This is a genomic window from Thalassobacter sp. 16PALIMAR09 (assembly GCF_000765485.1).
GTDB classification, from domain to species: domain Bacteria; phylum Pseudomonadota; class Alphaproteobacteria; order Rhodobacterales; family Rhodobacteraceae; genus Thalassobacter; species Thalassobacter stenotrophicus.
The window spans coordinates 295,250-320,700 of record NZ_JHAK01000003.1; the positions used below are offsets into that span (position 1 = coordinate 295,250).

Sequence of the window (25,451 nt, forward strand, 5' to 3'; positions counted from 1 at the left end):
CAGGTGTCATGAGGCATGAACGCCGCAAGCGGGACAAGAGGTCTTTTAATCTTAACATATTTCGATCTCCTGCGTGGTCGGAAAAAGGGGTGGGTTCGGGGGCAGTGTCATTCCGGGGTGGTGTCGCGCAGAGCAGCACGGCGCACGGCGACGAGTTCGGCCAAAATGGACAGTGCGATTTCTTCGGGTGTGACCGCGCCGATATCAAGGCCAGCAGGAGCTTTGACGGCTGCGATGGCAGCGGGATCAATGCCCTTTGCGGCCAGTTTTTCGGACAGGGACGCGTATTTGCGGCGGCTTCCAACAAAGGCCACGTAGTCTGGTGTCGCCTCTAGCGCTCGGGTCAGGGCGTCCAGATCACCGGCCCCTTGGGTCGCGATCACGATGATCTTTTTGCGCGCGGGGTGGGTTTCGGCGATGTCGGGGCTGACGGACCACTGAAACTCCGACGCCAATCGCGAGAGGGCCTGTGCCACGGGTGAGGCGCCGATCACCGTTAGCTGCGGCACGGGCAGATAGGGTTCGATAAAGATATCGATGCTGCCCTTGGAGGGGCAGCCATTTCGGGCAAACCGCGTGCCCTCGATTTCATCCCCAGGGGCCACGCCCTTTTCGGCCAGAAGTTCCTCGGGCGCGACCGAGATTAACTGAGGTTGCCCGCTTTGCAGTGCCTCTAGGGCCGCGCGTTTGACCGCGCCGCGCGTGCAGCCACCTCCAAGCCAACCACGCAGAATAGTGCCATCCGCGCTGAGCACGGCCTTGGCGCCGGGTTTGGCGGCGGTGGCGCCTGCGGTGCGCACGATCGTCGCGAAGGCGAAGGGGTGATCACCGCGCTTTAGGTCCGTGACGACCTCGGCCATGTCACTGGGAAGGGTTTCGAAGAACGTCATAGGTGCGCGAGCTCCCGGTCTAGGGCGGCAAGATCGCCGAGGGTATTGGCGGCTTTGAACAGGTCAAGATGGGGCAGGGCAGCGGCCATACCAGTTGCCACGGGCGCGTAGTCCGCCCAGCCTTTGAGCGGGTTCAGCCAGATCACCCGCGCGCCGCGCTTTTTGATCTTGGCGAGGGCGGCGCTGATGTGGGCGGGCGGCGCGGTGTCATACCCATCGGACAGGATCATCACGACGCTGCGGCCATCCACAAACCGTTTGGCATATGTGTCGGCAAAGCGTTCAAGCGAAGGCCCGATGTTAGAGCCGCCGCCAAAGCCATCCGCCATCAGTGACATCCGGCCAATCGCGCGCATCGCGTCGCGGTCGCGCAGGGCCTCGGTGATGCGCACAAGGCGGGTGTGAAACAGATAGGCATCAGCTTGTGTATCGGCCCGCATCAGGCCCGCAAGAAAGGCCATGAACACTTGTGCGTAGACAGTCATCGAACCGGACACATCACACAGGGCCACGATTTTGCGGGTGCGGTCTGGGCGCTTTTTGCGCAGGATTTTGACGGGCTCCCCCCCGGTGGCGAGGCTGGCGCGGATGGTTTTGCGAAAATGAATACGGTCACCTTTGCGCGCCGCAATCCGCCGACGCGAACGGCGATCCCGTAGGGCAGCACCGAGGCGGCGGGCGACCTCTTCGGCCTCGGCGATGTCTTCGGGGCGGACCATGTCGCGCAGGTCTTTGCGCATCAGGTTGCGGACCTTGGTGGCGATCAGCTTGCCCTCACCGTCGGCATCAGCTTCGCCGTCGCCGCCATCGGGGGCGGTGGATTGGCCCGCGCCGCCTGCGTCCTGCCCCTGCGCCTGACGCGAGGAGTGGATATCGTCGCTGTTGGGCGCCTTGAGGGTGGGGGTGGTTTTGGTGCGCACGCGCCCCGCATCCAGCCAAAAGGCGTCGAAGAGGGCATCGAACCGCTCGGCCTCATCCTTGCAGCCGGTGCACACGGCCTTGAGGGCGCGGCGCGATTGGTCCGGCCATGTTGCATCCACATGGGTCAGGGCGGTCATCGCGGTGTCGGCCTCTGCCACGCCCAACCGCAACCCGTTCTCGCGCAAGTGGGCGATAAAGCCAGCCATGCGGGCAGCCGGGCCCGGATCGCGGCCCGCGAATTTGGTGACGCGGGTCATGCCGCGCCGCCCTGTATGCGGGGCGTGTGGCTCATGCGGCTTTGCCCGCGATGCGCTGGGCGACTTCGGTGGTGATATTGGCTTGATCGCTTTGGGTTTTCAAAAGCGTCGTAAGGGTCGATTGCAGCACACGCGGGTCCGAGGTCAGGTCCGCAATGCCCAGCCCCATGAGGGCGGCGGCAAAGTCCAACGTCTCGGCGATGCCGGGTGTTTTCTCTAGCTCTTCTTTGCGCAAAGTCTGCACAAAGCCGATGACTTGATCGGCAAGGCGGTCCTCAATCGCGGGGCAGCGCGCCTTGAGGATTGCCAATTCAACGCCGCGCTCAGGGTAATCAACATAGGTATACAGACAGCGGCGGCGCAGCGCATCCGACAGATCCCGCGTGCCGTTACACGTCAGGATCACGATGGGCCGCGAGGTTGCCGTGATCGTACCCAGCTCAGGGATTGAGACCTGAAAATCTGATAGAATTTCGAGCAGGTAGGCTTCGAATTCCTCATCCGCGCGATCAATTTCATCGATCAGGAGGACGGGTGGCGTGGGGCGGGTGATCGCCGCCAAGAGCGGGCGTTCCAGCAGGAATTCACGCGAAAAAATGCGAGCTTCTACGGATTTTCCGGTTTCGCCGTCTTCGGCGGCGGCGCGGATCGTCAACAGCTGACGCTGATAGTTCCATTCGTAGATGGCTTGGGCCGCATCCAGACCCTCATAGCATTGCAGGCGGATCAATTCTGCGTCGCGGTTGGCGGCCAGCGCCCGGGCGACTTCGGTTTTGCCCACGCCGGCGGCGCCCTCAAGCAGCAAGGGGCGGCCCAGCGAAAGCGCGAGGTGCAGCGCGACGGACAGGTCGTCAGACGCCACATAGTTTTCTTGCGCGAGGTCGGTTTGGAGATCGGTCCAGGTCATATCGAAACTTCTTAGTGGGGGGCGCAGCCGTGCCGCGCCCCCAAGTGAGGTTTAGTCGTGCATACCGAGGCTATTGGCGGTTTTCCAAATCCGCCAGTGATCGTGCGGCATGTTCGTGTGGCGCAGACCGAAGGGCCGGAAGGCATCTTGGACCGCGTTCGAGAAACATGGCACGCCGCCGACATGGGGGCTTTCGCCGACACCTTTGGCCCCGATGGGGTGGTGCGGAGACGGCGTCACGGTGTGATCGGTTTCGTAGTTGGGCACTTCCCACGCCGTTGGCAGGAAGAAGTCCATCAGCGTCCCGGTCTTGACGTTGCCCTGATCGTCGTAGGCGATCTCTTGGCCCAGTGCCACGGCGAGCGCCTCTGTGAGACCCCCATGCACCTGACCTTCGATGATCATCGGGTTGATCCGTGTGCCGCAGTCATCCAGCGCATAGAAGCGACGGATGTCGGTGACGCCGGTGTCCACGTCAATGTCCATGACGCAGATGTAGGCGCCAAAGGGGTAGGTCATGTTGGGCGGGTCGTAATAGCTGACCGCTTCTAGGCCGGGCTCGATGCCGGGGATGGCTTGGTTGTAGGCGGCGAAGGCAATTTCCTTCATCGTCTTGAACCGCTCCGGCGCGCCTTTGACCACAAACCGATCCACGTCGAATTCGACGTCGTCGTCGTGGACTTCCAATAGGTAGGCCGCAATCATCTGGGCCTTTGCCCGGATTTTGCGGCCTGCCATTGCCGTCGCCGCGCCCGCCACTGGGGTAGAGCGTGAACCATAGGTCCCAAGACCATAGGGCGCGGTGTCGGTGTCTCCTTCTTCGACTGTGATGCTATCGGCGGGCAGGCCGATTTCCGAGGCAAGGATCTGCGCAAACGTTGTTGCGTGACCCTGACCTTGGGAGATCGTCCCAAGCCGGGCAATCGCGGAGCCGGTGGGGTGGATCCGGATTTCACAGCTATCGAACATGCCCAGACCGAGGATGTCACAGTTTTTGACCGGACCAGCGCCGACAATCTCTGTGAAGAAGCTCAGGCCAATGCCCATGATCTTGCGGGTTTCGCCGCGCTTGAACGCCTCGACCCGTTCGGCCTGTTCGGCGCGCAGACCGTCATAGTCGACAGTCTTGAGGGCTTTGTCCCACGCGGTGTGGTAATCGCCGCTATCGTATTCCCAGCCCAACGCACTTTGATACGGGAACTGGTCTTTCTTGATGAAGTTGATCCGGCGCAGCTCGGCTGCGTCCATGTTCAACTCAATCGCCAAAACCTCAATCATCCGCTCGATGAAGTAGACGGCCTCGGTCACCCGGAAAGAACACCGATAGGAAACGCCGCCGGGGGCCTTGTTGGTATAGACACCATCAACGGCCAGATAAGCAGTGGGTATGTCGTAGGACCCGGTGCAGATGTTCATGAACCCGGCTGGGAACTTGGTGGGGTCGGCACAGGCGTCAAAGCCGCCGTGGTCGGCTGTTACGTTGCAGTGCAGGCCAGTGATCTTACCCTCTTTGGTGGCCGAGATTTTACCGGTCATCCAATAGTCGCGGGCAAAGGCGGTGGTCATCAGGTTGTCCATCCGGTCTTCGATCCATTTGACAGGGCGACCCGTCACGATGGAGGCCACGACCGAACACACATACCCTGGGTATGCGCCCACTTTGTTGCCAAAACCGCCGCCGATGTCGGGGGAAATCACGCGGATGTTGTGCTCTTCTAGGCCCGAAATCAGGGACACGATGGTCCGGATCGCGTGCGGCGCTTGGAAGGTGCCCCAAAGGGTTAGCTTGCCGTTGACCTTGTCCATCGACGCAACGCTGCCACAGGTTTCCAGCGGGCAAGGGTGCGTGCGGTGGTAATACATGGTCTCAGTGGCGACCACGTCGGCCTCATCTATCACCTGCTCGGTGGCGTCTTTTTCGCCGACTTCCCATGTGAAGATGTGGTTGGGGTGTTTGCGTGGGCCGTGGGCGCCATCAGTGGCTTTGCCGTTCTCGTCCACGGTGTCCTCGCGCAGAACCACGTCGGATTCGAGCGATTTGAACGGGTCAACGATGACGGGCAGTTCTTCGTATTCGACCTCAACGGCTTCGATCCCGTCAGCGGCGGCATAGCGGTCTTCGGCCACCACGAACGCGACTTCTTGACCTTGGAACAGGACCTTGCCGTCTGCCAGAACCATCTGTTTGTCACCCGCGAGGGTCGGCATCCAGTGCAGGCCAAGGGGTGCGAGATCTTCGGCTGTTAGGACGGCCAGAACGCCGGGCACTTTGAGCGCGGCCTCTGAGTTGACCGACTTGATGCGCGCGTGTGCATAGGGCGACCGGACAAAGTCACCAAAGAGCATGCCGTCGAGTTTGATGTCGTCGACGTAGTTGCCTTTGCCTTGGGTGAAGCGGGCGTCCTCTACGCGTTTGCGCGAGCAGCCCATGCCCTTGAGGTTGGCGACGCGGTCGTCGCGGCTGGTGATTTCGTCTTTCATTCTGCGGCCTCCTTCGCGGCGTTCATCTCGGTCGCTGCGGCGCGGATGGATTTCACGATGTTCTGGTATCCGGTACAGCGGCACAGGTTGCCGGCCATACCAAAGCGGATCTCGTCCTCGGTCGGGTTGGGGTTTTCTTCCAGCAGTTTGGACGCGCGGGTGATCATGCCCGGGGTGCAATAGCCGCACTGAAGTCCGTGGTGCTCCTTAAAGGCTTCTTGCAGGGGGTGCAGGCTGTCGGGGTTGCCCAGACCTTCGATGGTCGTGACGTCCGCGCCGTCGGCTTGGGCCACGAACATGGTGCAAGCTTTGACCGATTTGCCGTCGATTGTGACTGTGCAGGCACCGCAGTGGGATGTCTCACACCCGATGTGGGGGCCGGTGATGTTGAGCCGCTCGCGCAGCGTGTAGATCAGCAGTTCGCGGGGCTCAGCAAGGAACTCTTCTTGCTTGCCGTTCACTGTGAGTGAGATGTGCATTTTCTTGGACATGTGTCGTTCTCCTAGGCCCGGGACCAAGCGCGCTCAATCGCGCGGGTGAGGATGACGCCAGCGACATGGCGCTTGAACGCCACGGGGCCGCGGTTGTCTTCCGAGGGGTCGATATCTACCAGCATGGCGTCAACGGCGGCCTTGAGGGCGGCTTTGTCGAGGGACGTGCCAACCAATGCGGCGGCTGCATCTTCGGACCAGATTGGCGTATCGCTGAGGTTGGTCATCGCGATGGATGCAGCTGTGCAGGTGTCACCTTCTTTGATGATTTGCACGGCGGCCGCGGCCGTCGCGTAGTCGCCAATCTTACGCTTTTGCTTTTCGTAGGCGTAGCCGCCTTTGGGCGTTGGTATGGTGACTGCGGTCAGGATTTCTTCGTCCTCACGGGCGGTCATGTACGCGGCCTCATAGAACTCACGTGCGGGGACGGTGCGTTCGCCATCTGGGCCGACAAGAGTAAAGGTCGCGTTCAGACACTGCATCAGGCCGGGCATATCGTTGCCGGGGTCACCGTTGGCCACGTTGCCGCCGACGGTGCCCATATAGCGGACCTGAGGGTCCGCGATTTGCAAAGCCGCTTCGCGCAGGATGGGTGCGGCAGCCGCAAGGCCATCGTGGTCAATGATGTCGTGCTGCGTTGTCATCGCGCCGATGGTGATGGCGTCTGCGGTGACAGTGATTTCGGACATGCCGGGGATGTCCTGAAGGTCGATCAGGTGCGGGACATCGGCCATGCGCAGTTTCATCATGGGGATCAGGCTGTGGCCCCCCGCGATCACACGCGCATCATCTCCGTGTTCTTCTAAAATCGAGATTACGCCGCTGAGATCTTTGGGGCGGTAATACTCAAAAGCTGCCGGAATCATCGGCGCTCCTCCCTTGCTGTTGTTAGCTTTGTTTTGGGAAGAACATGGTTAACGCTTATGGCAAGCACCCGTAGAAACACGCGAAATTCGCGGCTATTGCACGAAATGCGCCCTAGTCTGCACGAAGTGCGTTTGCAGTCGCAGCAAGTAAGTCCTGCGTGAGTTTGATCTTGGAACGACTCACAGGGGCGGGGGGAAGGGTGTCGCAATGAAAGGTGCAGCGGCCCTTGTCTTTGCTTCGCTCGAACCGTGCGACCTTCGCAAGATTGATCAAATAACTGCGGTGCGTTTGCAGGAACCCGGCGTCTGACAACCGCTTTGCGGCCTCGGTCATGGGCCAGACACAGAACAGGCGGTCGCGGTCTGTATAAAGCTGGGTGTAGTGGCCATCCGCCCGGATGAAGGACACGTCACTGGCCGCGACAAAGACTTTGCCGCCCTCACGCTCACACGGGATTTGCAGGCTGGATGGTGTGGGGTTTGGCGCGGGCTGTGGTGCGGGGTCTTGGGGCGAGCTGGGCGGCTGGATGATCTCGGGCGTGGTCCGTGCCTGCGTCGGGGCGGCGTCCAGATACGTGGTGCTAACCCATAAGAACGCGCCAAAGATCACGAAGCTGGTGAGGATCACGCCAATCGCAAGGAACTCATTGCTGATCGCGGGGCCAAACACGTCCGCCTGTGGTTGGGTGACGAACTGTGTCCCGGCCATGGCCAAGAAGTGGACCGAAACAACCGCCGCGCCAAAGCACACGGTGCCCAAAAAGATGTTGCGATTGGTGCGCCGGTTATACGCAATCCAGACCGCGAGCATGCACAGCGCGATTGCCACGACGGACGACAAAACAACGCCAGGCAGGGAATAGACGGCGCGGCACAGCTCTAGCCCGGCCATGCCGATGTAGTGCATCACCAAGATGCCCCCGCCAATTATCGCGCCCGCGCTGAGGATGGTGGTGGGAGTGCGTTCCATAAAATGAAGCACGATCAGCGCGCCGCCAACGATCAAAATCCCGGTCAGCGCGGACAGCAGCGTGATCGCCGCATCATAGTAAAACAACACGGGCAGTTGCAGGCCCAGCATCGCCACAAAGTGCATCGACCAGATGCCGCCGCCCAACGCAACAGAGGCCAGTGCCACGGCCACCTTCTTTTGACCCGCTGTTTTTCGGGCCAATGAACGCGTCAATGACAAGCCAGTAAAGCCCGCGACCAATGCCACGACAACGGACATCAGGACGAGGGCTAGGTTATGACTAAAATATTCCACTCCCATGCAGCGTTATAAATGATGCAAAGCGTGGGGTAAGGCAAATGGCGTTTTCGCGATTTGTCGGAATGGGTGTGCCACCGCCCTTTGACAGAGCAGCGGCTGGGTCCCGTCGGGACCAACGGGTCAGCCCCTTGGGGGAGAAGCCACAGAGCTGGCCCTATTGGGTGCGGTAACCGCCGCTTGCCCGATGCTGATTTGCAGCGGTAGCGTGACGGTATGGCCGCTGGGTGCGAACGGCGCGTCGGGCATACGTTCGGTCACTATAGGACCTGTGGGAAAGGTCCCGTCGCGGGCTGCTTGCCGCCCCCGGGCCAGCACATCCTCAATCAGATGCGCGCCGGGTTGACCCTGTGCAAGCAAGTGTTCGGGCAGGCCTTCTAGGTGACGCACGATCCTTGAAATGCGGATGCCTTCATTCGCGATCCACACCACCGTGCGCATTTCGGGATCGGTGAGGGGGTTCCACGGCGCCCCGCTGTGGGTGAGGTATTGCCCATTTGCCGTTTCGTCCGGGACGCCGGAGTGGTGCAGGGCGATGACCTCCCACAGGTCGCTAAAAACTGGCGCGCCGGAGGAGCCCGGCTGGGTATCGCCGGTGTAATGCGCGACGAAATCCGGGTCATCGGGCAGCGCGCTGAGCAGGCTGTCGCGAAAGACCACCTGTTTGCGCCCTGCAAGCGGGTGCTGGATGATGTTGACGGGTTGGCCTTTGCGGATCTTGCCCTCCACCCCGATCAGAGGGAGGAACCCGAATTCAGTGATCGGGGCGCCGTCTTCTGCCATCGGCGCGACCGCGACAACGGCCAGATCGAGGCGCGCGTCAGCATAGAACAGGCGATGCGGGTCTAACGCAAAGGTGTGGCCCTGGGCTTCGCGGCTGTCGATCTCAAGCTCATAGCGGAATTGTACCGCGGCGCGATCCGCCTGTAGCGTGGTGGCCAGCACATGGTGGTTTGTGATCAACACACCCGGCGCGATCAGGAACCCGGTGCCAAAGCCCCGGCCCGTGTCGCGCGAAACGATGCGTCCGACGGCACGGGCCGCAACAACGGCGCGTTTGATGAACATGACCGACAAGAATTCCTCTGCCTCGCCGATGACGCGTTCAAGGATGGGAATGACCGGCAGATCGGGACCTTGCAGTTCGACCATGTCGCGGCGCGCGCCCTCAAGCTGGCGCGAGATTTTACGCGCCTCATTGGTGGTGCTGGCGGCATCAAGCTGACTGATGAGCCGCCGCGCGTAGGCATCCAATCGCTCGGGCGTTTCGGCTTGAAGGGGGCGCGCCTCTGCTTGGCTTTGGCGGACGGTTTGACGTTCCGTGTCCGAGGCCCGCCACCGCAACGCGGCATCGCGCACAACCTCGGCAGTATAGCCCTTGGCGCTGGGCTGGGTGTGGGCTTGGGGGGTGTCCATCGGATCCATTTCGCGCGACAGGAATGAGCCGGCAAAGGCGGTCTCATCATGGGTATCGATGTCATGATCCGCTTCGGCCCGGAGAGTTTCTGATGTGACGGTCCGGCGCAGGCTTTCAAATGCTGACGCGGGCGGTGCGGTCGGCAGGGCGTTGGTTGCACCACTTTCAGCCAGTTCGATCGTTGCCGTAATCACGTCGGAGGCGTTGCACAGGCGGCCATGTTTTCCCTCCGCATAGAACCGGGGCACGGTGCCCATCTCGGCCAAGTCACGGGGGACTGTGCCGTCACCGTCTTGGGATTGCGTGTATTCAAAGCCCGTCTCATTCGCAGTGGCCGTAATCGTGGTCAGCACGCCGACGCCGATGATTTGTTGAAACCGGTCGTCAGGGGCGGGCAGGGCGCGCGCGGCTTTGGCGGCTTGGGTTAGGGCGGTTTGCTGCGGGGGCAGAGCGGTTTTGGGCCACGATTTGCGGTTGAATGCGTCTTGGTCTGGGCGCAGATCTGGCGAGGGCAGCAGTTCCACCAAGCCGGGAAAGCCGCGCAGTGTGCCTTTGACGATATCGGTGCGGTCTTGGGTCAGATCCACGGCGGCGAGTGCGCGTACCATCCCATGGCTTAGGTCAAACACCTGCATCGGCGCGTAGGAGCCGAAGTTGGGTGTGCCGATGGTGATGACCCGCGATATCATCCGGCGGTTCGGGTCCTCTGCCGCCATTTGCCGAGCCACCAACCCGCCCATTGAGTGGCAGACCATAGTGACATCCGAAAGCCCGCGTTTGGTGAGTTGCCGCATCAATGCGGTGCCTGAAACTGCGGGAGATTGGCGCCAGTCATAGGGCAGAAACTCGGTGTCAAAACCCGCCAGTTTGAGCCGTAGATACATCTTGAAATAAGGGGCTAGTACGGTGCCGTTCGCCACAACGGTTGATCCCCATTTCAGCTTGCTCAGGCCCCCGGTGGTGATGTCCACCGGGTCAATCCAGACATGATAGGGCTGGCCGTTTTCAATGACGCTGAGCCGGGACCCCATCATGCCGGGCAGGAACAGCACCTTGGGTCGGCGCGTTTCAAAGGGGTTCAGATTGGCCTCTGCTGCGCGGGCCAGTCCGGTCAACTCATCATAGAGGGGGCTGCCAAAGTGCGCCCGCAATTCGGCTTCGTGGGCGCCGGTGCGCAGCCAGCTTTCGATCTCGGATAGATCATTTTGCATTGTTTTTCTCCCCGAACGGTGGCGTTGAAATGTGGTTGATTGTGGTGGGCCGGTCCGGTCGCGGTGCCGGACCAGCCCCGGGGGTCACGCCAAAACGGCTGCGAACCGCATCCAGTTTTCGATGCTGTCGATCGCCTGTCCGTCTGGCGTGCGCAGGGGGCTTTGGGAGGGATGGAAGCCCCGTGCAAGCGCGCTGTCCGCGTCATCCATAAGCGCGCCAATAAAGGTCGCGGCTACGATCCAGCTGCCCATTTCACCCAGACCTTCGCCCGGCGCGGCCTCGGCCTCTGCGAGGATATAGAACCACAAAGGCGTGGCGCTGTTCATGGGGTGACCAGATAGGAACGTGGCAAGATCGGGTTTGGTGTTCACCCAACTGGCTACGTCCATTTGAGGGCCGGATGTGACTGCACCGATGGCCTGTAGGTGGGCGTGCAACGCTTGACCTGTGGGAATGCGCAGGCTTTTGCCGCGGCGCAAGTTTCGGCGGGCAAGGTGGCGGAACAATTCACGCAACGGGGCGGGATCATCTTCATCGTCGCCTTCGTTCACCATCGCGCCCAAGGGCGGAGCGATGACCGTATCGACCGCGCGTGCCATGCGCTGTGGTTTGCCATCAGTGAAACTGCCATCGGCATTCACAAAGCGAGACCAATCAATGATCCAGTCCTGGGGGATGTTCGTTGCATCCAAGCCAAAGTTCGCGCCAAGTCCGCCGCCGCCCGTAAAGGCAAAGATCTGGTCGAACGGTGCTTGGCCGTTCGGGCGACCGAAGGTGTTATTATAATCGTAGATGTTGCGCACCATCGAGTGGCCAAACCGGAACGCAGAGACGGAAAATTCCAGCGGGATCACATTGCCCACCACACGGCCGGGGTTGCGCGCGGCGTATGCGGTGCGGAAGGCATCATAGTGGCTGTTGCGGGTGTCAATGATGCGCTGAACCACGGCTGGGTCGCACATGTCCTTGAGGTAGCCGTGGACCACGAGCCATTGATAGTGCAGCGTTGTCAGGGTTTTGGCGGCCTCAAAGTCAGGGATCCAGGCGGTCTCGTTTTCGGTAAGAAAATCGACGACCTTGTTGTGGAACCGCAGGAAGCTGAGGTGGAATTGCGCGATGATGATGTTTTCATCGTTGCGCATGTCGCCGATCAGGGCGCGCTTGGGTAGGCCGTTTTTGAACTTGTCGAAATTCTTGTCGTCCATTTGGGCCCGCGCGATTTCGAGGGCGGCGTCGCGGACCTTTTGTTCAACTTGATGAAAGCGCGGAAGATCGCGGTGCGGGTCCAGCGCATCGGGCAAATTGCCAGAGGGCACGGCTGTGCCCACACGCATCTTGGCCGTCAGGGTTGGGTGGCGCAGGCCCGTGCGGAGGATCGCGGCGGCCTTTTGTTCGGCCTCGCTGGCAAAGGGGCCGATGGGTGCGCCGCCATAGACGCTGTCGAGATCAAAGCGGGGCGTGCGCGCGTTTTTGAGGTTTTGCTCAATTTCTGGGCCGGTCATTTTGGGGGCGGCGTTCACGATGGTGGTGATCGCGCTTTCGCGGTCCGTCCGCGCGGTAAGTTCATGGTCCAGAAACTGACCCCAGTAGGTCAGCACAGGGGCAAGCGGCGCGTCGGGTGTGGCGTCGATCGCTTGTGAATTCGGCACCATAAGCGTGCCGAGGGTATCTAGATCGGCGTCAGAAATATCCTCGCCATGCTGGCTGGGGTCGCCGCCGGGGGGCAAGAGATAGCCAAAATCAGCGGCCTCATCGACGGCAATGTCGCCGCCTACGGGGGCAAGGGCCTCAAGAGTGGATGTTTTCGCGGCGGCCCCACCGTGGGTTTTCATCTGAAAATTCATGTCTTTTCCCTCAGGTTTTGAGGGCGCCGCCTGTGATCCTCTCGGTGATCGTGGGACGGCGCCTAATGTGACCTAAGGTAAAGAGGGTGTTAATCAGCTGAGAGTGAGTTCACTGTGAAAATCTAAATTCACGAGGTTGCGCTGGGGTCTTTGCAGACCGCAGGTGCGCGAGACAGGCCCATGCGGGATAGCGTCTGCGCGTCCTCTAGGCCCGAGGTCCCCGGCCCAAAACCCGTCGGCTCAAATAGATGAAACGCAGGTTTGTCGCGTAGGATGTTCAGGGCGACTGCGCGGGTTACCGCCGCGCTCGCAGCCGAGGTGCCTATGATCCGTGCGCCCGAGCCGGATGTGACGCCAATGGACGGCAGTCCGCGGCGAAAATGGCCCTGATCCGCAATGGCCGAAACGGTAGGGTGCGCCCGGTCCTTTAGGATTGTGCCATTGGCCATCACTGCAATCGCGCTTGCGCCAGAGTATTCTGTGGGCCTGCCGGTGCAACCAATGTGCCCGGCAACACGGGTTACTGCGGGCGCGGTGCCGATTCCGTTGAGGCACCCATACCCACGCACTGGCGTGAGGGGTGCGGGTTCTAGCGGCCTCGGGGGGAGGGGGTGATTGAAATCCACCAAAAAGCTTTGTTGCCCGCCGGTACCAAGCTGGGTTGGATCATCGTCGCGCTGCACCCAGACATCCACCGCTTGATGAGGCTCCAACGGCTGGGTGCGAGTGCGCAGGGTGATGCGCCACAGCCCCACAGGGCACCGTCGCTTTGGGTCGCCCTCCAGCGCGGTGGGTGTCATGGCCAGCATCACGCGCCATCGGTTTCCGTTGTGTTTATCGGCGGACACTTGTCCGATGTTCAGGCCGTCAATCTCCAGTTCATCAAACCGGCGCGGATCGCCGCCGGTATGCGCGGGATCAGCCGAGATGGGCAGTGTGCCGCCTTGCGTTAGGGCAATGCCACTTGGCGGGGTGACGACGATTTCCCACCCTTGGGGAGTGTCCATGTCGGTGGGCAGCCAGATTTCAAGAAAGCTAGAAGTGCGATCATCGGGCTTCAACTGCCAGCCAAAGTGGATTTCGCCCGCCGCGTCGGTGTCTGGGGCCATAAACCGCCCGTGCATACGGTTGGCGAAATTGTTGCCGGTGGGCATGATCAGATAGGTGTCAGGCTGTATCGCTTGCCGCTGTGTGATCAACGCCTCGACCCCCCGCTCAAAGCTAGATCCGCCGTCATGGCGGTTCGCGCTCCAACCGTAGGAAAAGTTCACGGCGGCGGGCAGTTCGGGCAGGCCATAATGCGCGGCAATCGCGCGGGCGCGGTGAAAAATGTACTCAATCGCACTGAGCATCATCATCTCTTTGCCGAACCCAGAGGTATCCCACGCGATGGTGTTGGGCAGTTGCACAGCGATGATCATGGCGTCATCGGGCAAAGCGTGCGGGCCAGTGCGCGGGTCGTTTCCGGCGGCCAGCCCAAGGATATGTGCGCCATGGGTGACAGAGTGTTCCATCACTGTGCCCAGTTCGGGCAGGGTGCGATCAATGGCGCCCGCTGCGCGGTAGGCCGCGCGTTCATGTGTGCCATGGGTGACGCGGAGGGTATCAATTTCGGTGTTAAAGATTTCGCGCCCAAAGGGCACCGCCGCTATGTCCGGCGCGCGGGCGGCTTGCATCCAACAGGCCGCAATGCGGCTTTTGCCGTCTTGGTCCAGAAAGGCGGTGTGCAAAAAGGGCAGGCCATCGTCTACGACGCCGATGATCATGCGGGGGGGCGTGGCTGGCGGGGTCCAGCCGTCAAGCACGGCGTCTGGCTCATAGGTCTGGGGCCATGTCGCGGGTGCGATCGGCATGTTCAGGCGAAAGCGCGCCTGCCCCACCCGTTGCAACATGCGCGTCAGCTTTACGTCTTGGCTTTCGACCTGTTGCATTTCGCCATCGGGGTCGAACATCGTAAAGGGCGTGACGGGGGGATTGGTTGTCCACATCGGGGGCACGCGGACCTCTAGGGCGTCACCTTCTGCGATCCGGGCTGCGCCCTCCATCAGGGCGGTGTAGTGGGTCTCAACACCGTTGCGGATTGCGGGGAAGGCGAAGGGAAACCCAAGCTCGGCGGAGAAGGTCCAACGCTCATACGGGCCGGTGTATTTGGCCAGCTGCACGTTATCGGGGCGATCGAAGAACATGACCTAGCTGCCCTGTTTCTCGGCAAGGGCTTCCTGCCAGATCCAATCGAATGCGTTGGCCTTGGCGGGGCGAGTGGCAGGGCCCGCCACCCGCGTGAGCCCTGCCGCCAATGCGATGGATGTGTCTTGTAGGTCGTCGTCAAAAAAGTCCCGTGACGCAGGCACGTACCGTTGTGGTGCGATGTCGGTGCCAACCCCACAGCGGTTAAGGATGATCTGCCCGACGATCTGCCCGAGTGCAGCGCCGCACCAACTGTCGATAGGGTAATGCACACCCGCAACGGTGCGGTTCACTGTGATCCGTTCCGCCAGTCCGTGCAGGACCGCCTCGCGTTGGTTTTGGTCCGAAAGGGTGCCCCAAACCTTTGTGAGGGCCTTCATTACGGTCATCACGGCGTAAGCCTCGGTTGCGTGGGCCGAAGGAAAACTGCCGTGACCCGGGACGGGGATCATGGGCATCAGCCGGGGGTCCATTTGATCGGGGCGCCGCACTGCCAGTGGGTGTTTGAGCATCATGGCAACATGGGCCGCCATGACCTGCGTGGCAGTGATCAGCTCAAAGGTTTTGCTGGCCTGTGAGGTGTTCAACCCCAGAACCATCGCGAAGTAAGCGGTGGGGAAGCCAAGCTGTGAGATCACCTCAGCACTGCGATCGGCGCGCAGGCTGGCGTAATCGGACACCAACTCGCACTGCTCGCGGAGCAGGGCCATGTCGGGCCGCTGGGTGGTGAAAACAGGGATGCCATCGGCCTTAAGGGTGACGGTTTTGGCGATGTCGTCCGTCGTGACTGCCACGCCTGACAGAAAGCTGCTGAGATAGAGCGAGCCGCGCACCCAAATTGCCATTCCAGGCATCGTTTCGGTTTTGTCAAAGGGCAGTTGCGCGACCGATGGGGCCGTGCCGTCGATTGCCAAGTGGCGCAGCGCCTCTGCCGTGGTTTGCAGCCCATAGGTCGTTGTGGCGTCGTACCCGCCCGGGTCCTGCTGGCCCAGAAAGCTGCCAAGGCCGGTGACATTTGTGCCAGCCCCGACACCCCCCACACCGCCGACGCCACCAACTCCGCCCACGCCTCCGACGCCGCCTACTCCACCCATTTGTGCCATGTCTTAATCCTTTGTCTTTTTGAACGATTTGAATTGGTAAAACGTGTCTTTAATTGATGCCCGCAGCCTCAAGAGCATGGGTCACAAGATTGCCCAGCCGAGAGCCCGCAATGGGGTGTGTGCGCCGATATTCGGCCAGAGAAAAATTTGGGAACCGGCGTTGCAGGTCTTGGGCGGCGGTGCGGGCTTCATCGCCACGGTCTAGAGCGTGAAGCGCTGCAATCCGTGCCCGCAGGGTTGAAATATGGCGATCATTGGCACGCAGTGACAGGTCCGCCAGTTTGACCGCCATTTCATAGTTTCCCGCCGCGAGATGTGCGGAACTTGCGAGGCTATCGAAATAATACCCGAACGGATCAATGGGCGAGAGGCGGCGTGCCGTTTCCGTGGCGCGCACAGCAGAGCGTCCCTCATCCTGAAACGCCTTGAGCGAGCCGCGCAAAAGCCACGCGAGGCTTTCGTTGGGGTTGATGTTTTGGGCCTCTGAATACCGGTCCTCGGCGACGTCCAACTCACGCAGGATGTTGGCGCGGGCGAAGCCGTCAATTGTCAGGCTAAAGCTGGACATCGGGTCAAGGTCGAGCGCGCGGGCCGTGCAATCAAGTGCCTTTTGCGTGTCGGCGGCGCGGTCGGTTGTGTAGTTCTTAAAGATATTGAGGATATACCATTTGCCCAACCACGCATGGATTTGCGGGCTGTCGGGGGCGCGTTCGGCGGCTTCATCCAGCATTTGCCGCGCGCGCATGAAATCCCCCAAGGTGGGGTGGTGCATGGCGGTGGCCCCCGCAATCAAAAGCTTATGATCGGGCAGCTCAGGCAGGGGTGTCGCGCGGGCCATTTCAAGTGTGGTTTCCGCGATCGCACGGCCCACGGTTTGGACCACATTGACCAGCCAATCGCTGGCCTCATCGGTGAAGTGGCGGGCTGGGCAATGCAGATGTCGGTTCCACAAAAGCGTGCCCGAACGGGTATCGACAAAGTCGATGTCGGCGACTAAATCCTGCCCGCTTTTGCGCAAGGCACCGGTGAGCAGATAGTCCACATCCAGCGTGTCGCGCACCCCTTCGACGTCGACATGACGCTTGGACATAGCCCGTCCAGAAAGATGCGAAATAACCTGCACCAGCGATGAGCGGGACATCATCCGACTGGTTTCTTCGGCGATCCAATCGGCGGCGACGGACAATTCAGGGTCGCCGGGCGGCACACTCAGCGGAAGCGCGCAGACGCGGGGTTGTAGTCGCTGAGCCCTGCGGGTGCGTGACAGCGTACACAGCGCCTCCACCCGGCCGGGCTTGGCACGTTTTTCGTCCCGCCACCGGACATAGGCCACCTCACGCACGTTGAGATCGTCCAGGAATGGGCCGTCCTGCGGGCTGCCCCGAACTTGGACCTGTGCCATGTCGATTTCGATTTCGGTGGAGGTGACGGTCAGCACAGCATCAAACACGGGGCCAAGGCGTTTGCGTAAATCGGACAGGGCGCGGCGCAGGTTTTGATGACCGCTTTCATAATCAGCTAAGCCCCACAGCGTTTCTTGCAGATATGTCCGGCTGCGCCGCCCCAAGGGGGCCGTGACCAGAAGGGCGAACAGGGCGCGGTGTTTGGCCCCGGTGATCTCACCGCCTTTGGCCAATCGCACCACGCAGGCGCCAAACAATGTGATCTCGATTTGGTTGGTCACCCCGTCACTCCGGTTATCCCATTTCGGAGGCTACCTTCCGCTACGTCAAAAACAAGTGGCTCACAGTGAATTCACGCTTTTGACGTGGTGTGTTTTGATAAGCTGGGATCACATTGCAAAAGAGTATTTCAGCATGAGTTCCGGAAAGAAAAAGGCCGAGATTGAGGATGTTTTCGATTTTTACACGCAGTGGCCAGAGCTGCGGGACAGGATTGTCGCCCTGCGGGAGAAAGGCGGGCTGACCGCCGAAGATCAGCACATTTTATCTTGGATGATCCACGTTATGGACCGGGTTGGGCCGTCAGACGTGGGCCAGTAGCCTAGTCCAATTTGAACCCCTGCGCGCGGACATAGGCCCCAAATTCAGCGCGTTCCGGTGTGCTGTATTGGCGGGTTTTATCGTCGGACCATCCATAAGTTTCTTTGGACGGGAACCTGTCTGGGCTGCGCTGTGTCACGTAGGGTTGGGCGATGGCGCGGGTCCGGTCATATTCGGCGACAGTGTCGCGCAAATCCGTTTCTTGATAGGTGTCAACGTGGCAGGTGACGCCCAAAGGTAAGCGTTTTGAGATGGTTGCGGGCTGCTTGGGATAACCAAGCGCGAGGCCCGCAATGGGAAACACATGGTCTGGCAAGCGGATCAGGTCGGACACCGCGCGCGCTTCGTTGCGGACAGCGCTGATCGGACAGCAACCAAGGCCCATCGCCTCAGCCGCCGTGACGAATGCGCCAAGCGCTATGGCGGCATCGACGGTCGCGTTGAAAAATGCGTCCAAATGATCATTGGCAAATGGCACGCCCTGCCAATCGTGCAGCAACCGCTGGCGCCTATTATTGCCGCAGAAGATCGCGATCAATGGTGCCTTGGCGACCCATGCCTGCCCCGGGACCAAGTGGGCTAATATTTTACGTTTTTCGGGGTCGTGCAGGATGATGATGTCACGCTGTTGCAAATCGCTTTTGGTGGGGGCTGACATCGCTGCGGCACACAACAGGTCCACCAAATCCCGCTGGATGGGGGTGTCGGAAAAATCCCGACATGCGCCCCGCAAAAGCATCGAACTGAGAAGTGCACTGTCGTGTTTCGCCAAGTGCGGTGCATCGTTAAAGCGCGACTCAAGGGCGCTTTGTGGGCTGCTCTGGGCTGTTTTGACCCTGCTGTCGTGAGGCATTTGTGTAATTCCAGCTAACGCTAATATTAAAGATTTTTCGCGTTTGTTAAGCGTAACTGTATGTTATCCCATGCGTCGAGCCAAAAGAATGGGATCGTTATTCGCCGTGACAAACACGCGTTTTCTAGAGGTTACCGTCGAACGCGATGAGGGCAAGAGCCAAGCTTTTCGCGTGCCGGCCTATGAGAACCAGACCGTTCTCGACGTTGTGTCGTGGATTCAGCAAAACGCGGATCCAACGCTCAGCTACCGCTTTGCGTGTCGGGTTGGGATGTGCGGCAGCTGCGCGATGATGGTGAATGGTGTGCCGCGCTGGACGTGCCGGACCCATATCTCAAAGGTGCTAGAGGGTGAGGCGGTCACGATCGGGCCGTTGCGCAATCTGCCGGTGGTTAAGGACTTAGTCGTCGATATGGACCCGTTTTTCGACAAATGGGTCGCGGCGGAGGGGGTGCATCACGGCGGGCTGACGCGGGATGATCCTATCGCTGCCGTGGATGAAGAAAGCGCGGCCCGGGTCGAAGCGAACGCGGGGATTGAGTGCATCAACTGTTCGGTCTGTTATGCGGCATGCGACACGGTCGCGGGCAACCCGGATTACCTTGGACCTGCGGCGTTACAACGGGCTTGGACTCTGCTGAATGATGCCAAGGACGAAGGCCGGGTCGCTATTTTGGACGCGGTGTCAGGGTCTGGTGGATGCCACAATTGCCACTCGATGGGGTCGTGCACGACCTATTGTCCCAATGAATTGGACCCGATGTCCGCAATCGCAGGGCTGAAACGGGAAACGGCGAAATCATTCTTTCGGAGGGGGCGCTGATGCTTACGCTTCGATTGTATATGCTGCAACGGATCACCGCGATGCTTATGGCGCCGCTGGTGGTGGGGCACTTGGCTGTGATGATCTATGCGATCCAAGGCGGCTTGGACGCGGCTGAGATTTTGGGCCGCACGCAAGGTTCGATAGTGTGGTTTTTGTTCTACGGCACCTTTGTGGTGGCGGTGGCTATCCATGGCGCGATTGGCTTGCGCACGATTATCCATGAATGGGGCGGGGTGCGCGGCGCGGCCCTAGAGGCGGTGATGTGGTTCACAGGCGTGATCCTTCTGGGCCTTGGCGCGCGTGCGGTTTGGTCCGTGACATTTGCGGCGGGGTTGGGGGCATGAGCATGGCGCGCGGCATTACCTCTCGGGCGCATCCGCTTTGGCTTGCGTATATTCTGCACCGGATTTCGGGTCTCGCGCTTGCGCTGTTCCTGCCGCTGCATTTCTGGGTGCTGGCCTTGGCGTTGACGGACCCTGCGCGGCTGGACGGATTTTTAACATTGACCGAGAACGGCGTCGTTAAACTGGCGGAATTCGGCCTCGTGTTCCTGTTGGCGGTCCATATGTTCGGCGGTTTGCGGGTTATGGCGATGGAATGGCTGCCGTGGTCCGCGCCGCAAAAGACCCTCGCAGCGGCGGCTGCCGCCCTGTCATTCCTGATCGCAACCCTCTTTTTCCTACAGGCGATTTGACCATGCGTGTTTCTGATATTGAACGTCACGACACTGATATCTTGATCCTTGGCACGGGGGGCGCGGGACTGTTTGCGGCGCTTCATGCCCAGCAAACCGCGCCCGAGGGCACCAAGATCACGATCGCTGTTAAGGGTTTGATCGGCAAATGCGGCTGCACGCGGATGGTGCAGGGGGGCTACAACGTGGCCTTGGGTGGCGGCGACACCGTTGAGCGGCATTTCATGGACACCATTCAGGGCGGCAAGTGGCTGCCTGATCAGGATATGGCGTGGCGGCTATGCGAGCAGGCCGTGGTCCGCATCCGTGAGTTGGAAAATGAGGTGGGTTGTTTCTTTGATCGCAACGCGGACGGGTCTTTGCACCAAAAGGCGTTTGCGGGACAGACCGCTGACCGTACTGTGCACAAAGGCGATTTGACCGGGATCGAGATCATCAATCGCCTGATGGAAAAGGTGCTCGCGAGCGGTGTGGAAAAACTGCAAGAGCACCGCGCGATTGGCCTTATCCCGACCAAGGATGGCTCGGCCCTGTCGGGTGTCTTGATGATTGATATGCGCACGGGCCGCTTTCGGTTTGTGCGGGCGAAAACGGTGCTGATGGCCACGGGCGGTGGCCCGACCATGTACAAATACCACACCCCCTCAGGCGACAAAACGATGGACGGTCTGGCCATGGCGCTTCGGGCTGGCCTGAGCCTGCGTGACATGGAGATGGTGCAATTCCATCCCACAGGGCTGTTGGCTGGCGATCACACACGCATGACAGGCACCGTCCTAGAGGAAGGTTTGCGCGGCGCGGGCGGTCAGTTGATCAACCACGCGGGCCAGCGGTTTATGTTCGATTATGACGGCAAGGGAGAGCGCGCGACCCGCGATGTGGTCAGCCGCGGGATCTATGCCGAGATGCGCAAAAACAATAACCCCGAGCAGGAGGGCGTGTTTATCTCAATGTCCCATTTGGGGCCTGAGTTTGTGCGCCAAAAGTTTAAGGGCATGGTGAAGCGTTGTGCCGACAGCGGGTTTGATTTGGCCGCAGGGCAGGTCGAGGTCGTGCCCACGGCGCACTACTTTATGGGCGGCGTGGTGGTCGACGTGGACACCCGCACCGCGATGGAGGGGTTGTACGTCGCGGGTGAAGACGCGGGCGGCGCACATGGGTCCAACCGGTTGGGCGGCAATGGGGTTGCGAACTCAACCGTCTATGGGGGCATCGCCGGCGACACGATGGGCGCGGATGTGCGCACGATGTCTTTGCGTGATCCCGACGAAACCGCGCTAGAGGCAGAGTTCGTCCGCGCCATCCACCCGTTCACCTGCCCGCCTGAATTGATCCTGCCGCTGCGCAAGCAATTGCAGGAATGCATGTGGGATGAGGTGGGCGTGATGCGCACTGAGGCAGGCATGAAGCGTGGGCTTGCGGGCATCGCCGCCGTATCGGACGCTGTGATGGACGTTGGCGTGGATGCCAGCAATTTGGCGTTCAACTTGACGTGGCATGATTGGCTGAACATGCGGTCGCTGTGCGATATCTCAGAAGTCATTACCAAGGCTGGACTGGCGCGCGAAAACTCTCGCGGTGCGCACTTCCGTGAGGATTTCCCCGACCCCGGCGCGATGGAGGACAGCGAGTTCACATTGGCGCGCATGGATGGTGACACGGTCGCGGTCACGCGCGCGCCGGTTCAGTTTACAATCGTTCGCCCCGGCGAGACGATCTTGCCCGAAGGTGCCCCCGAAACGCTGGTCGCGGCGCAATGACGCCGATCACCATGCCATTTCTTGATTTGCCGGAGCGTCTGCAATGATCCCCATCAACCTTATCCAGTCGACCGCCGAAACATTGATGAACAAGGCCGCGATTGAGATCCCTGAGGATTACCTCACTGGGCTGAAACAAGCCGCAGAGACTGAGGATGGGGATTTGTCGTCCTTTGTGTTGCAGGCGATGCTTGATAACTATGAGGCCGCGAAGGAGGACCGCCGCGCGATGTGTGGTGACACCGGCGTGCCGCGTTGGTTCGTGAAACTGGGCAATGAGGCGCAGGTTGAGGGCGGGATGATCGCGCTGGAGGCGGCGTTGCGCCGCGCGACGGCCAGCGCCACCAACGGCGTGCCACTGCGCCCGAACCGGGTGCACCCGCTATGGCGGACGGACCATGACAACAATGTCGGCATCGGCGCGCCTGAGATCGAGTATGGGTTTGAGCCGGATGGTGCTTGGATTGATCTGATCACTGTCCACAAAGGCGGGTTGTTCGGCACAGATTACCGGATGCTGTTCCCATCCGATGGCATTCAAGGGATCAAGCGGTTCTATCTGGATAGCTTGATGGCCTTTGGCAAACGGGGTCTGGCCTGTCAGCCCGCGATCATCGGGATCGGTCTTGGTGGGTCCAAGGATATCTGCATGACATTGGGCAAACGCGCGAGCGTGCTGCGCACCGTAGGCAGTCGCAATTCGGACCCCCGGATCGCGGAGATGGAGGATGAGTTCAAGGAGTTGGGCAATTCCATCGGGATGGGGGCCATGGGGTTTGTAGGCAAAAACATGGTGATCGATTGCAATATTGAGGTGGGCTATTGCCACACGGGTGGGATGCCCATGTCGGTTCATGCGTTCTGCTTGTCCTCGCGGCGGGCCGTGGCGCGTATCCATGCGGATGGCCGGGTTGAGCATCGCACTGACCCCGACTGGTTTACGGATTATCAGCGTCGTGAAACCGTTGAGTGGGAACCCCAGCAGGAGGCCGCGGAATGAGCCCTCGCAAACCCCGGGAAGTCCGTCTGTCCACCACGCCCAGCGCCGAGGCTATTGCGGACCTTCGGTTGGGCGATGTCGTGTACTTGGATGGCTTGATGTATACGGCGCGCGAAGGCGTTTACATGCGCGCGCTGGAAGATCAGGCCAATATTCCGATGGAATTACCATCACAAAGTGCCGCTAACTTTCACTGCTCGCCTGCGGCGCGGATCAATCCTGATGGCTCATTCGATATGGGGGCTGTGACGGCCACGGCCTCGTTCCGATTTGCCAAGTGGTTGCCCGAGTGGATGGCCAAAACCGGGGCTAAGTTGATTGTCGGCAAGGGGGGGATGACCTCCAAGGACTATAAGGAATACTTTGTGCCCAATGGCGCAGTGTACCTGTCGACCGTGGGCTATGGCACGGGCGCCCTTTTGGGGCGCGGGGTTGAAGCTGTTGAAGCCGTCCATTGGAATGAGGAACTGGGCCTTGCGCAGGCGATGTGGGTTATCCGGTGCAATCGGATGGGCCCGTTTATCGTGGCATCTGACCTAAACGGCGACTGCCTGTTCGAGCGCGAGAACGCCAAAATCGCTGAAAACGTCGCGCGCGTCTATGAGGGCACAAAGCCTGCCGTCCTTAAACGTTACGGCGAAAGCGATGATCGCACCGATGAGGTGATCTAGAACAGCTCACTCGCCATAATCCCGAGACCCATGGCGAGGGTCAGAAGGATCAAGAGGCGGCGAAATCCGGTGTCGCTGAGCCTGCGAAAGACTGCAATTCCGATCTGTGCGGCGATCAGGCCAAGGGGGACTGTGACCAGCAAAGCCGTTTGCGCGGTTGCATCAAACGCCCCTTTGAAGGCGAGGACTACGACCGTTGTGGACAGGATGGCCACGTTGAATGGTTGAAGCACGGCGCGCGTTTCGGACTTGGTCCACGGGCGCAACGATACCCACATTTGCGGCAATGCGCCCGACACACTGGCGGTCCCGCCGAGGATGCCGCCGAGCAGACCCACGAGGCTATCAAGCCACGGGGTCGGCCGCTCAAACGCGGGCAGGGCGGCGCGCATACTGAAATAGCCGCCATAAACGATCAGCAACCCACCAATAGCGAGGCGCAGGGTCCCCGCGTTGATGTGATCCAGCAGCATCACCCCAAGCGACACGCCACACAGCCCCGGGATCAGAAACCGCAGCAGGCGCTTGGGCTGTGATAGGATCTCAGCCCGGACAATCCAAAGCCCCTGAAGGCCCGCGAGAACGGACATGAACGCCACGATAAACACGGCGGTGATCGGTTCTAGCACCACAAGGTAAAAGCCGAGTGCGAACAGCGCCGTGCCGGTGCCCGCAAGCCCATTGATAAAGCCACCGGCCATTGCTCCAAGGGCCAAGTAAAGGAATATGTCGTAGGTCATGGGGCCTCTCGGGCGGTATCGACCACCATTTGCAGAGCCTGGGAAATCTCTTGCAAGGCGCGGGTTTTGATCTGATCCTCGCGGTAGGCCAGTCCCAAAATGCGCAGAGGAGCGTCTGGGCCAAGCGCCATGCGTTTGACATGGGTATCGCTTGCCTGTGGCACCGCGAGGCGGGGCACAATCGACACGCCAAGGTTTTGCTGCACCATGCTGGTGATGGCCTCAAGGCTGTCCAGTTCCATCGTCTCGGTCACGCGGATACGTTTCGATAGAATCCACGTATCGATCAGCGATCCGACCACGGCGTTGCGGTTGAACCGGATAAACGGACGACTTTTGAGGAGGGTCTCTGGGTCATCCTCAGGCTCTTGCGCTGCGGCGATCAGTTCAAGCGGTTCGCGTGCGAGTTCAAAGAAATCTAGGCCCACGGGCATCAGATGCGGCTTGGTCACGATCGCCGCGTCCAATGCACCGCGTTCAACATCTGTCAAAAGGGCGCGGGTGAGCCCGGGGCGGATATGCAGCCCTGTTTTTGGAAACTTTGCCTTGAGGATCGCCATGGCGCGGGGGGCCAGCCCGGTCAGGGTGGTCGGGATCGCCCCTAGCGTGACTGTCCCGCTAAGGCCGCCGTCAGCCAAGACGGAGGGCACAAGGTTGTTATAATCGCTGATGATTTGGCGGGCGCGGGTCACGACCTCTAGCCCGGTTTGCGTCAGTTCGGGGGTTCGGGTGCTGCGGTCGAACAACTCAACGCCAAGGTCCTCTTCCAACGTGCGCATCTGTTGGCTCACGGCGGCGTGGGTGACATGCACCACCTTGGCCGCGGCGCTAAAGGTCTTGGCATCAGCAACTGCAACAAGGGTTTTGAGCAGTCGAATGGTCATGAGCGGTACCACATAAGATTAAGCATAGCTTTCGATTTCCGCAGCGTCGTTGGTTCGCGTGTAACCTATAGTGACCGTTGTGAAGGGGGGAAAGCGCATAAGTCGCCTATGCTCGCCATCGCAATCCGCCCCTTGCGGGCCGTAAATTGCCGGGCATAGTGAGGTGAGGCGCGC

The 25,451-nt window shown here is 60.6% G+C and carries 22 protein-coding genes; 7 read left to right on the plus strand and 15 right to left on the minus strand.

All coding sequences use genetic code 11. From position 1 onward, the window contains the following. Positions 1-107: 107 nt before the first annotated feature. The 12 genes from PM04_RS08870 to PM04_RS08925 form a co-directional block, all read right to left on the minus strand. On the minus strand, positions 108-890 hold the full coding sequence (locus PM04_RS08870; RefSeq protein ID WP_038005782.1) for an XdhC family protein: 783 nt from the start codon (positions 888-890) through the stop codon (positions 108-110). Then, positions 887-2,068 (minus strand): VWA domain-containing protein, encoded by a 1,182-nt coding sequence (locus tag PM04_RS08875; RefSeq protein WP_038005783.1) that lies wholly within the window; start codon positions 2,066-2,068, stop codon positions 887-889. The genes PM04_RS08870 and PM04_RS08875 overlap by 4 nt, the downstream gene beginning before the upstream one ends. A 31-nt stretch (positions 2,069-2,099) precedes the next feature. Then, positions 2,100-2,975 carry a MoxR family ATPase gene (locus PM04_RS08880; RefSeq protein ID WP_038005785.1) on the minus strand — a complete coding sequence of 292 codons (876 nt, stop codon included), beginning with the start codon at positions 2,973-2,975 and terminating at the stop codon, positions 2,100-2,102. A 51-nt stretch (positions 2,976-3,026) separates the two neighbouring features. After that, entirely contained in the window at positions 3,027-5,456 is a 2,430-nt protein-coding gene (locus PM04_RS08885; protein WP_038005787.1) for an aerobic carbon-monoxide dehydrogenase large subunit, read from the minus strand. Beyond that, positions 5,453-5,947 carry a (2Fe-2S)-binding protein gene (locus PM04_RS08890; RefSeq protein ID WP_038005788.1) on the minus strand — a complete coding sequence of 165 codons (495 nt, stop codon included), beginning with the start codon at positions 5,945-5,947 and terminating at the stop codon, positions 5,453-5,455. Before PM04_RS08890 ends, PM04_RS08885 begins: the two co-directional genes overlap by 4 nt. 11 nt (positions 5,948-5,958) lie before the next feature. Further along, positions 5,959-6,813, minus strand: coding sequence for a xanthine dehydrogenase family protein subunit M (locus PM04_RS08895; RefSeq protein WP_038005790.1), 855 nt, complete (start codon positions 6,811-6,813; stop codon positions 5,959-5,961). A gap of 112 nt (positions 6,814-6,925) precedes the next feature. Then, on the minus strand, positions 6,926-8,086 hold the full coding sequence (locus PM04_RS08900; RefSeq protein ID WP_038005791.1) for an MHYT domain-containing protein: 1,161 nt from the start codon (positions 8,084-8,086) through the stop codon (positions 6,926-6,928). Between the two features lie 120 nt (positions 8,087-8,206). Continuing rightward, a complete protein-coding gene (locus tag PM04_RS17370) occupies positions 8,207-10,711 on the minus strand; it encodes a trypsin-like peptidase domain-containing protein (protein WP_052068342.1) in 2,505 nt (834 codons plus the stop codon). 84 nt (positions 10,712-10,795) lie between these two features. After that, positions 10,796-12,556 (minus strand): heme peroxidase family protein, encoded by a 1,761-nt coding sequence (locus PM04_RS08910; RefSeq protein WP_038005793.1) that lies wholly within the window; start codon positions 12,554-12,556, stop codon positions 10,796-10,798. A 128-nt stretch (positions 12,557-12,684) separates the two neighbouring features. After that, complete coding sequence (locus PM04_RS08915; protein ID WP_038005795.1) at positions 12,685-14,742, minus strand: hypothetical protein; 2,058 nt, start codon at positions 14,740-14,742, stop codon at positions 12,685-12,687. A gap of 3 nt (positions 14,743-14,745) precedes the next feature. Beyond that, entirely contained in the window at positions 14,746-15,846 is a 1,101-nt protein-coding gene (locus PM04_RS08920) for a phosphatase PAP2 family protein (RefSeq protein ID WP_052068341.1), read from the minus strand. Positions 15,847-15,895: 49 nt separating this feature from the next. Then, positions 15,896-17,530 (minus strand): hypothetical protein, encoded by a 1,635-nt coding sequence (locus tag PM04_RS08925; protein ID WP_038005796.1) that lies wholly within the window; start codon positions 17,528-17,530, stop codon positions 15,896-15,898. 133 nt (positions 17,531-17,663) lie between these two features. Here PM04_RS08925 and PM04_RS08930 point away from each other — a divergent pair, with 133 nt between their 5' ends. Further along, a complete protein-coding gene (locus PM04_RS08930) occupies positions 17,664-17,849 on the plus strand; it encodes a hypothetical protein (RefSeq protein ID WP_038005798.1) in 186 nt (61 codons plus the stop codon). 1 nt (position 17,850) lies between these two features. Here PM04_RS08930 and PM04_RS08935 read toward each other — a convergent pair whose 3' ends face one another. Further along, positions 17,851-18,621 carry a nitroreductase family protein gene (locus PM04_RS08935; RefSeq protein ID WP_234702841.1) on the minus strand — a complete coding sequence of 257 codons (771 nt, stop codon included), beginning with the start codon at positions 18,619-18,621 and terminating at the stop codon, positions 17,851-17,853. Positions 18,622-18,790: 169 nt separating this feature from the next. On the opposite strand from PM04_RS08935, the gene PM04_RS08940 reads away from it, so the two are divergent. From PM04_RS08940 to PM04_RS08965, 6 genes are read left to right on the plus strand one after another with little or no spacing between them, the layout of a single operon-like run. Next, a complete protein-coding gene (locus PM04_RS08940) occupies positions 18,791-19,525 on the plus strand; it encodes a succinate dehydrogenase/fumarate reductase iron-sulfur subunit (RefSeq protein WP_038005800.1) in 735 nt (244 codons plus the stop codon). Next, complete coding sequence (locus PM04_RS08945; RefSeq protein WP_038005802.1) at positions 19,525-19,872, plus strand: succinate dehydrogenase; 348 nt, start codon at positions 19,525-19,527, stop codon at positions 19,870-19,872. Before PM04_RS08940 ends, PM04_RS08945 begins: the two co-directional genes overlap by 1 nt. After that, the gene (gene sdhC, locus PM04_RS08950; RefSeq protein WP_052068339.1) at positions 19,869-20,222 is read left to right on the plus strand and encodes a succinate dehydrogenase, cytochrome b556 subunit; all 354 of its coding nucleotides are present in this window, start codon (positions 19,869-19,871) and stop codon (positions 20,220-20,222) included. The genes PM04_RS08945 and sdhC overlap by 4 nt, the downstream gene beginning before the upstream one ends. Positions 20,223-20,224: 2 nt before the next feature. Next, positions 20,225-21,982: an L-aspartate oxidase gene (locus PM04_RS08955; RefSeq protein WP_038005806.1), complete on the plus strand. Its 1,758-nt coding sequence runs from the start codon at positions 20,225-20,227 to the stop codon at positions 21,980-21,982. A 43-nt stretch (positions 21,983-22,025) separates the two neighbouring features. Then, positions 22,026-22,982: a fumarate hydratase gene (locus PM04_RS08960; protein ID WP_038005807.1), complete on the plus strand. Its 957-nt coding sequence runs from the start codon at positions 22,026-22,028 to the stop codon at positions 22,980-22,982. Further along, positions 22,979-23,653 carry a fumarate hydratase C-terminal domain-containing protein gene (locus PM04_RS08965; RefSeq protein ID WP_038005810.1) on the plus strand — a complete coding sequence of 225 codons (675 nt, stop codon included), beginning with the start codon at positions 22,979-22,981 and terminating at the stop codon, positions 23,651-23,653. The genes PM04_RS08960 and PM04_RS08965 overlap by 4 nt, the downstream gene beginning before the upstream one ends. Here the strand turns inward: PM04_RS08965 and PM04_RS08970 are convergent. After that, on the minus strand, positions 23,650-24,393 hold the full coding sequence (locus tag PM04_RS08970; protein WP_038005811.1) for a sulfite exporter TauE/SafE family protein: 744 nt from the start codon (positions 24,391-24,393) through the stop codon (positions 23,650-23,652). The two genes, PM04_RS08965 and PM04_RS08970, sit on opposite strands and share 4 nt — an antisense overlap. After that, positions 24,390-25,277 carry a LysR substrate-binding domain-containing protein gene (locus PM04_RS08975; protein WP_038005813.1) on the minus strand — a complete coding sequence of 296 codons (888 nt, stop codon included), beginning with the start codon at positions 25,275-25,277 and terminating at the stop codon, positions 24,390-24,392. Before PM04_RS08975 ends, PM04_RS08970 begins: the two co-directional genes overlap by 4 nt. Between the last annotated feature and the right edge of the window lie 174 nt (positions 25,278-25,451).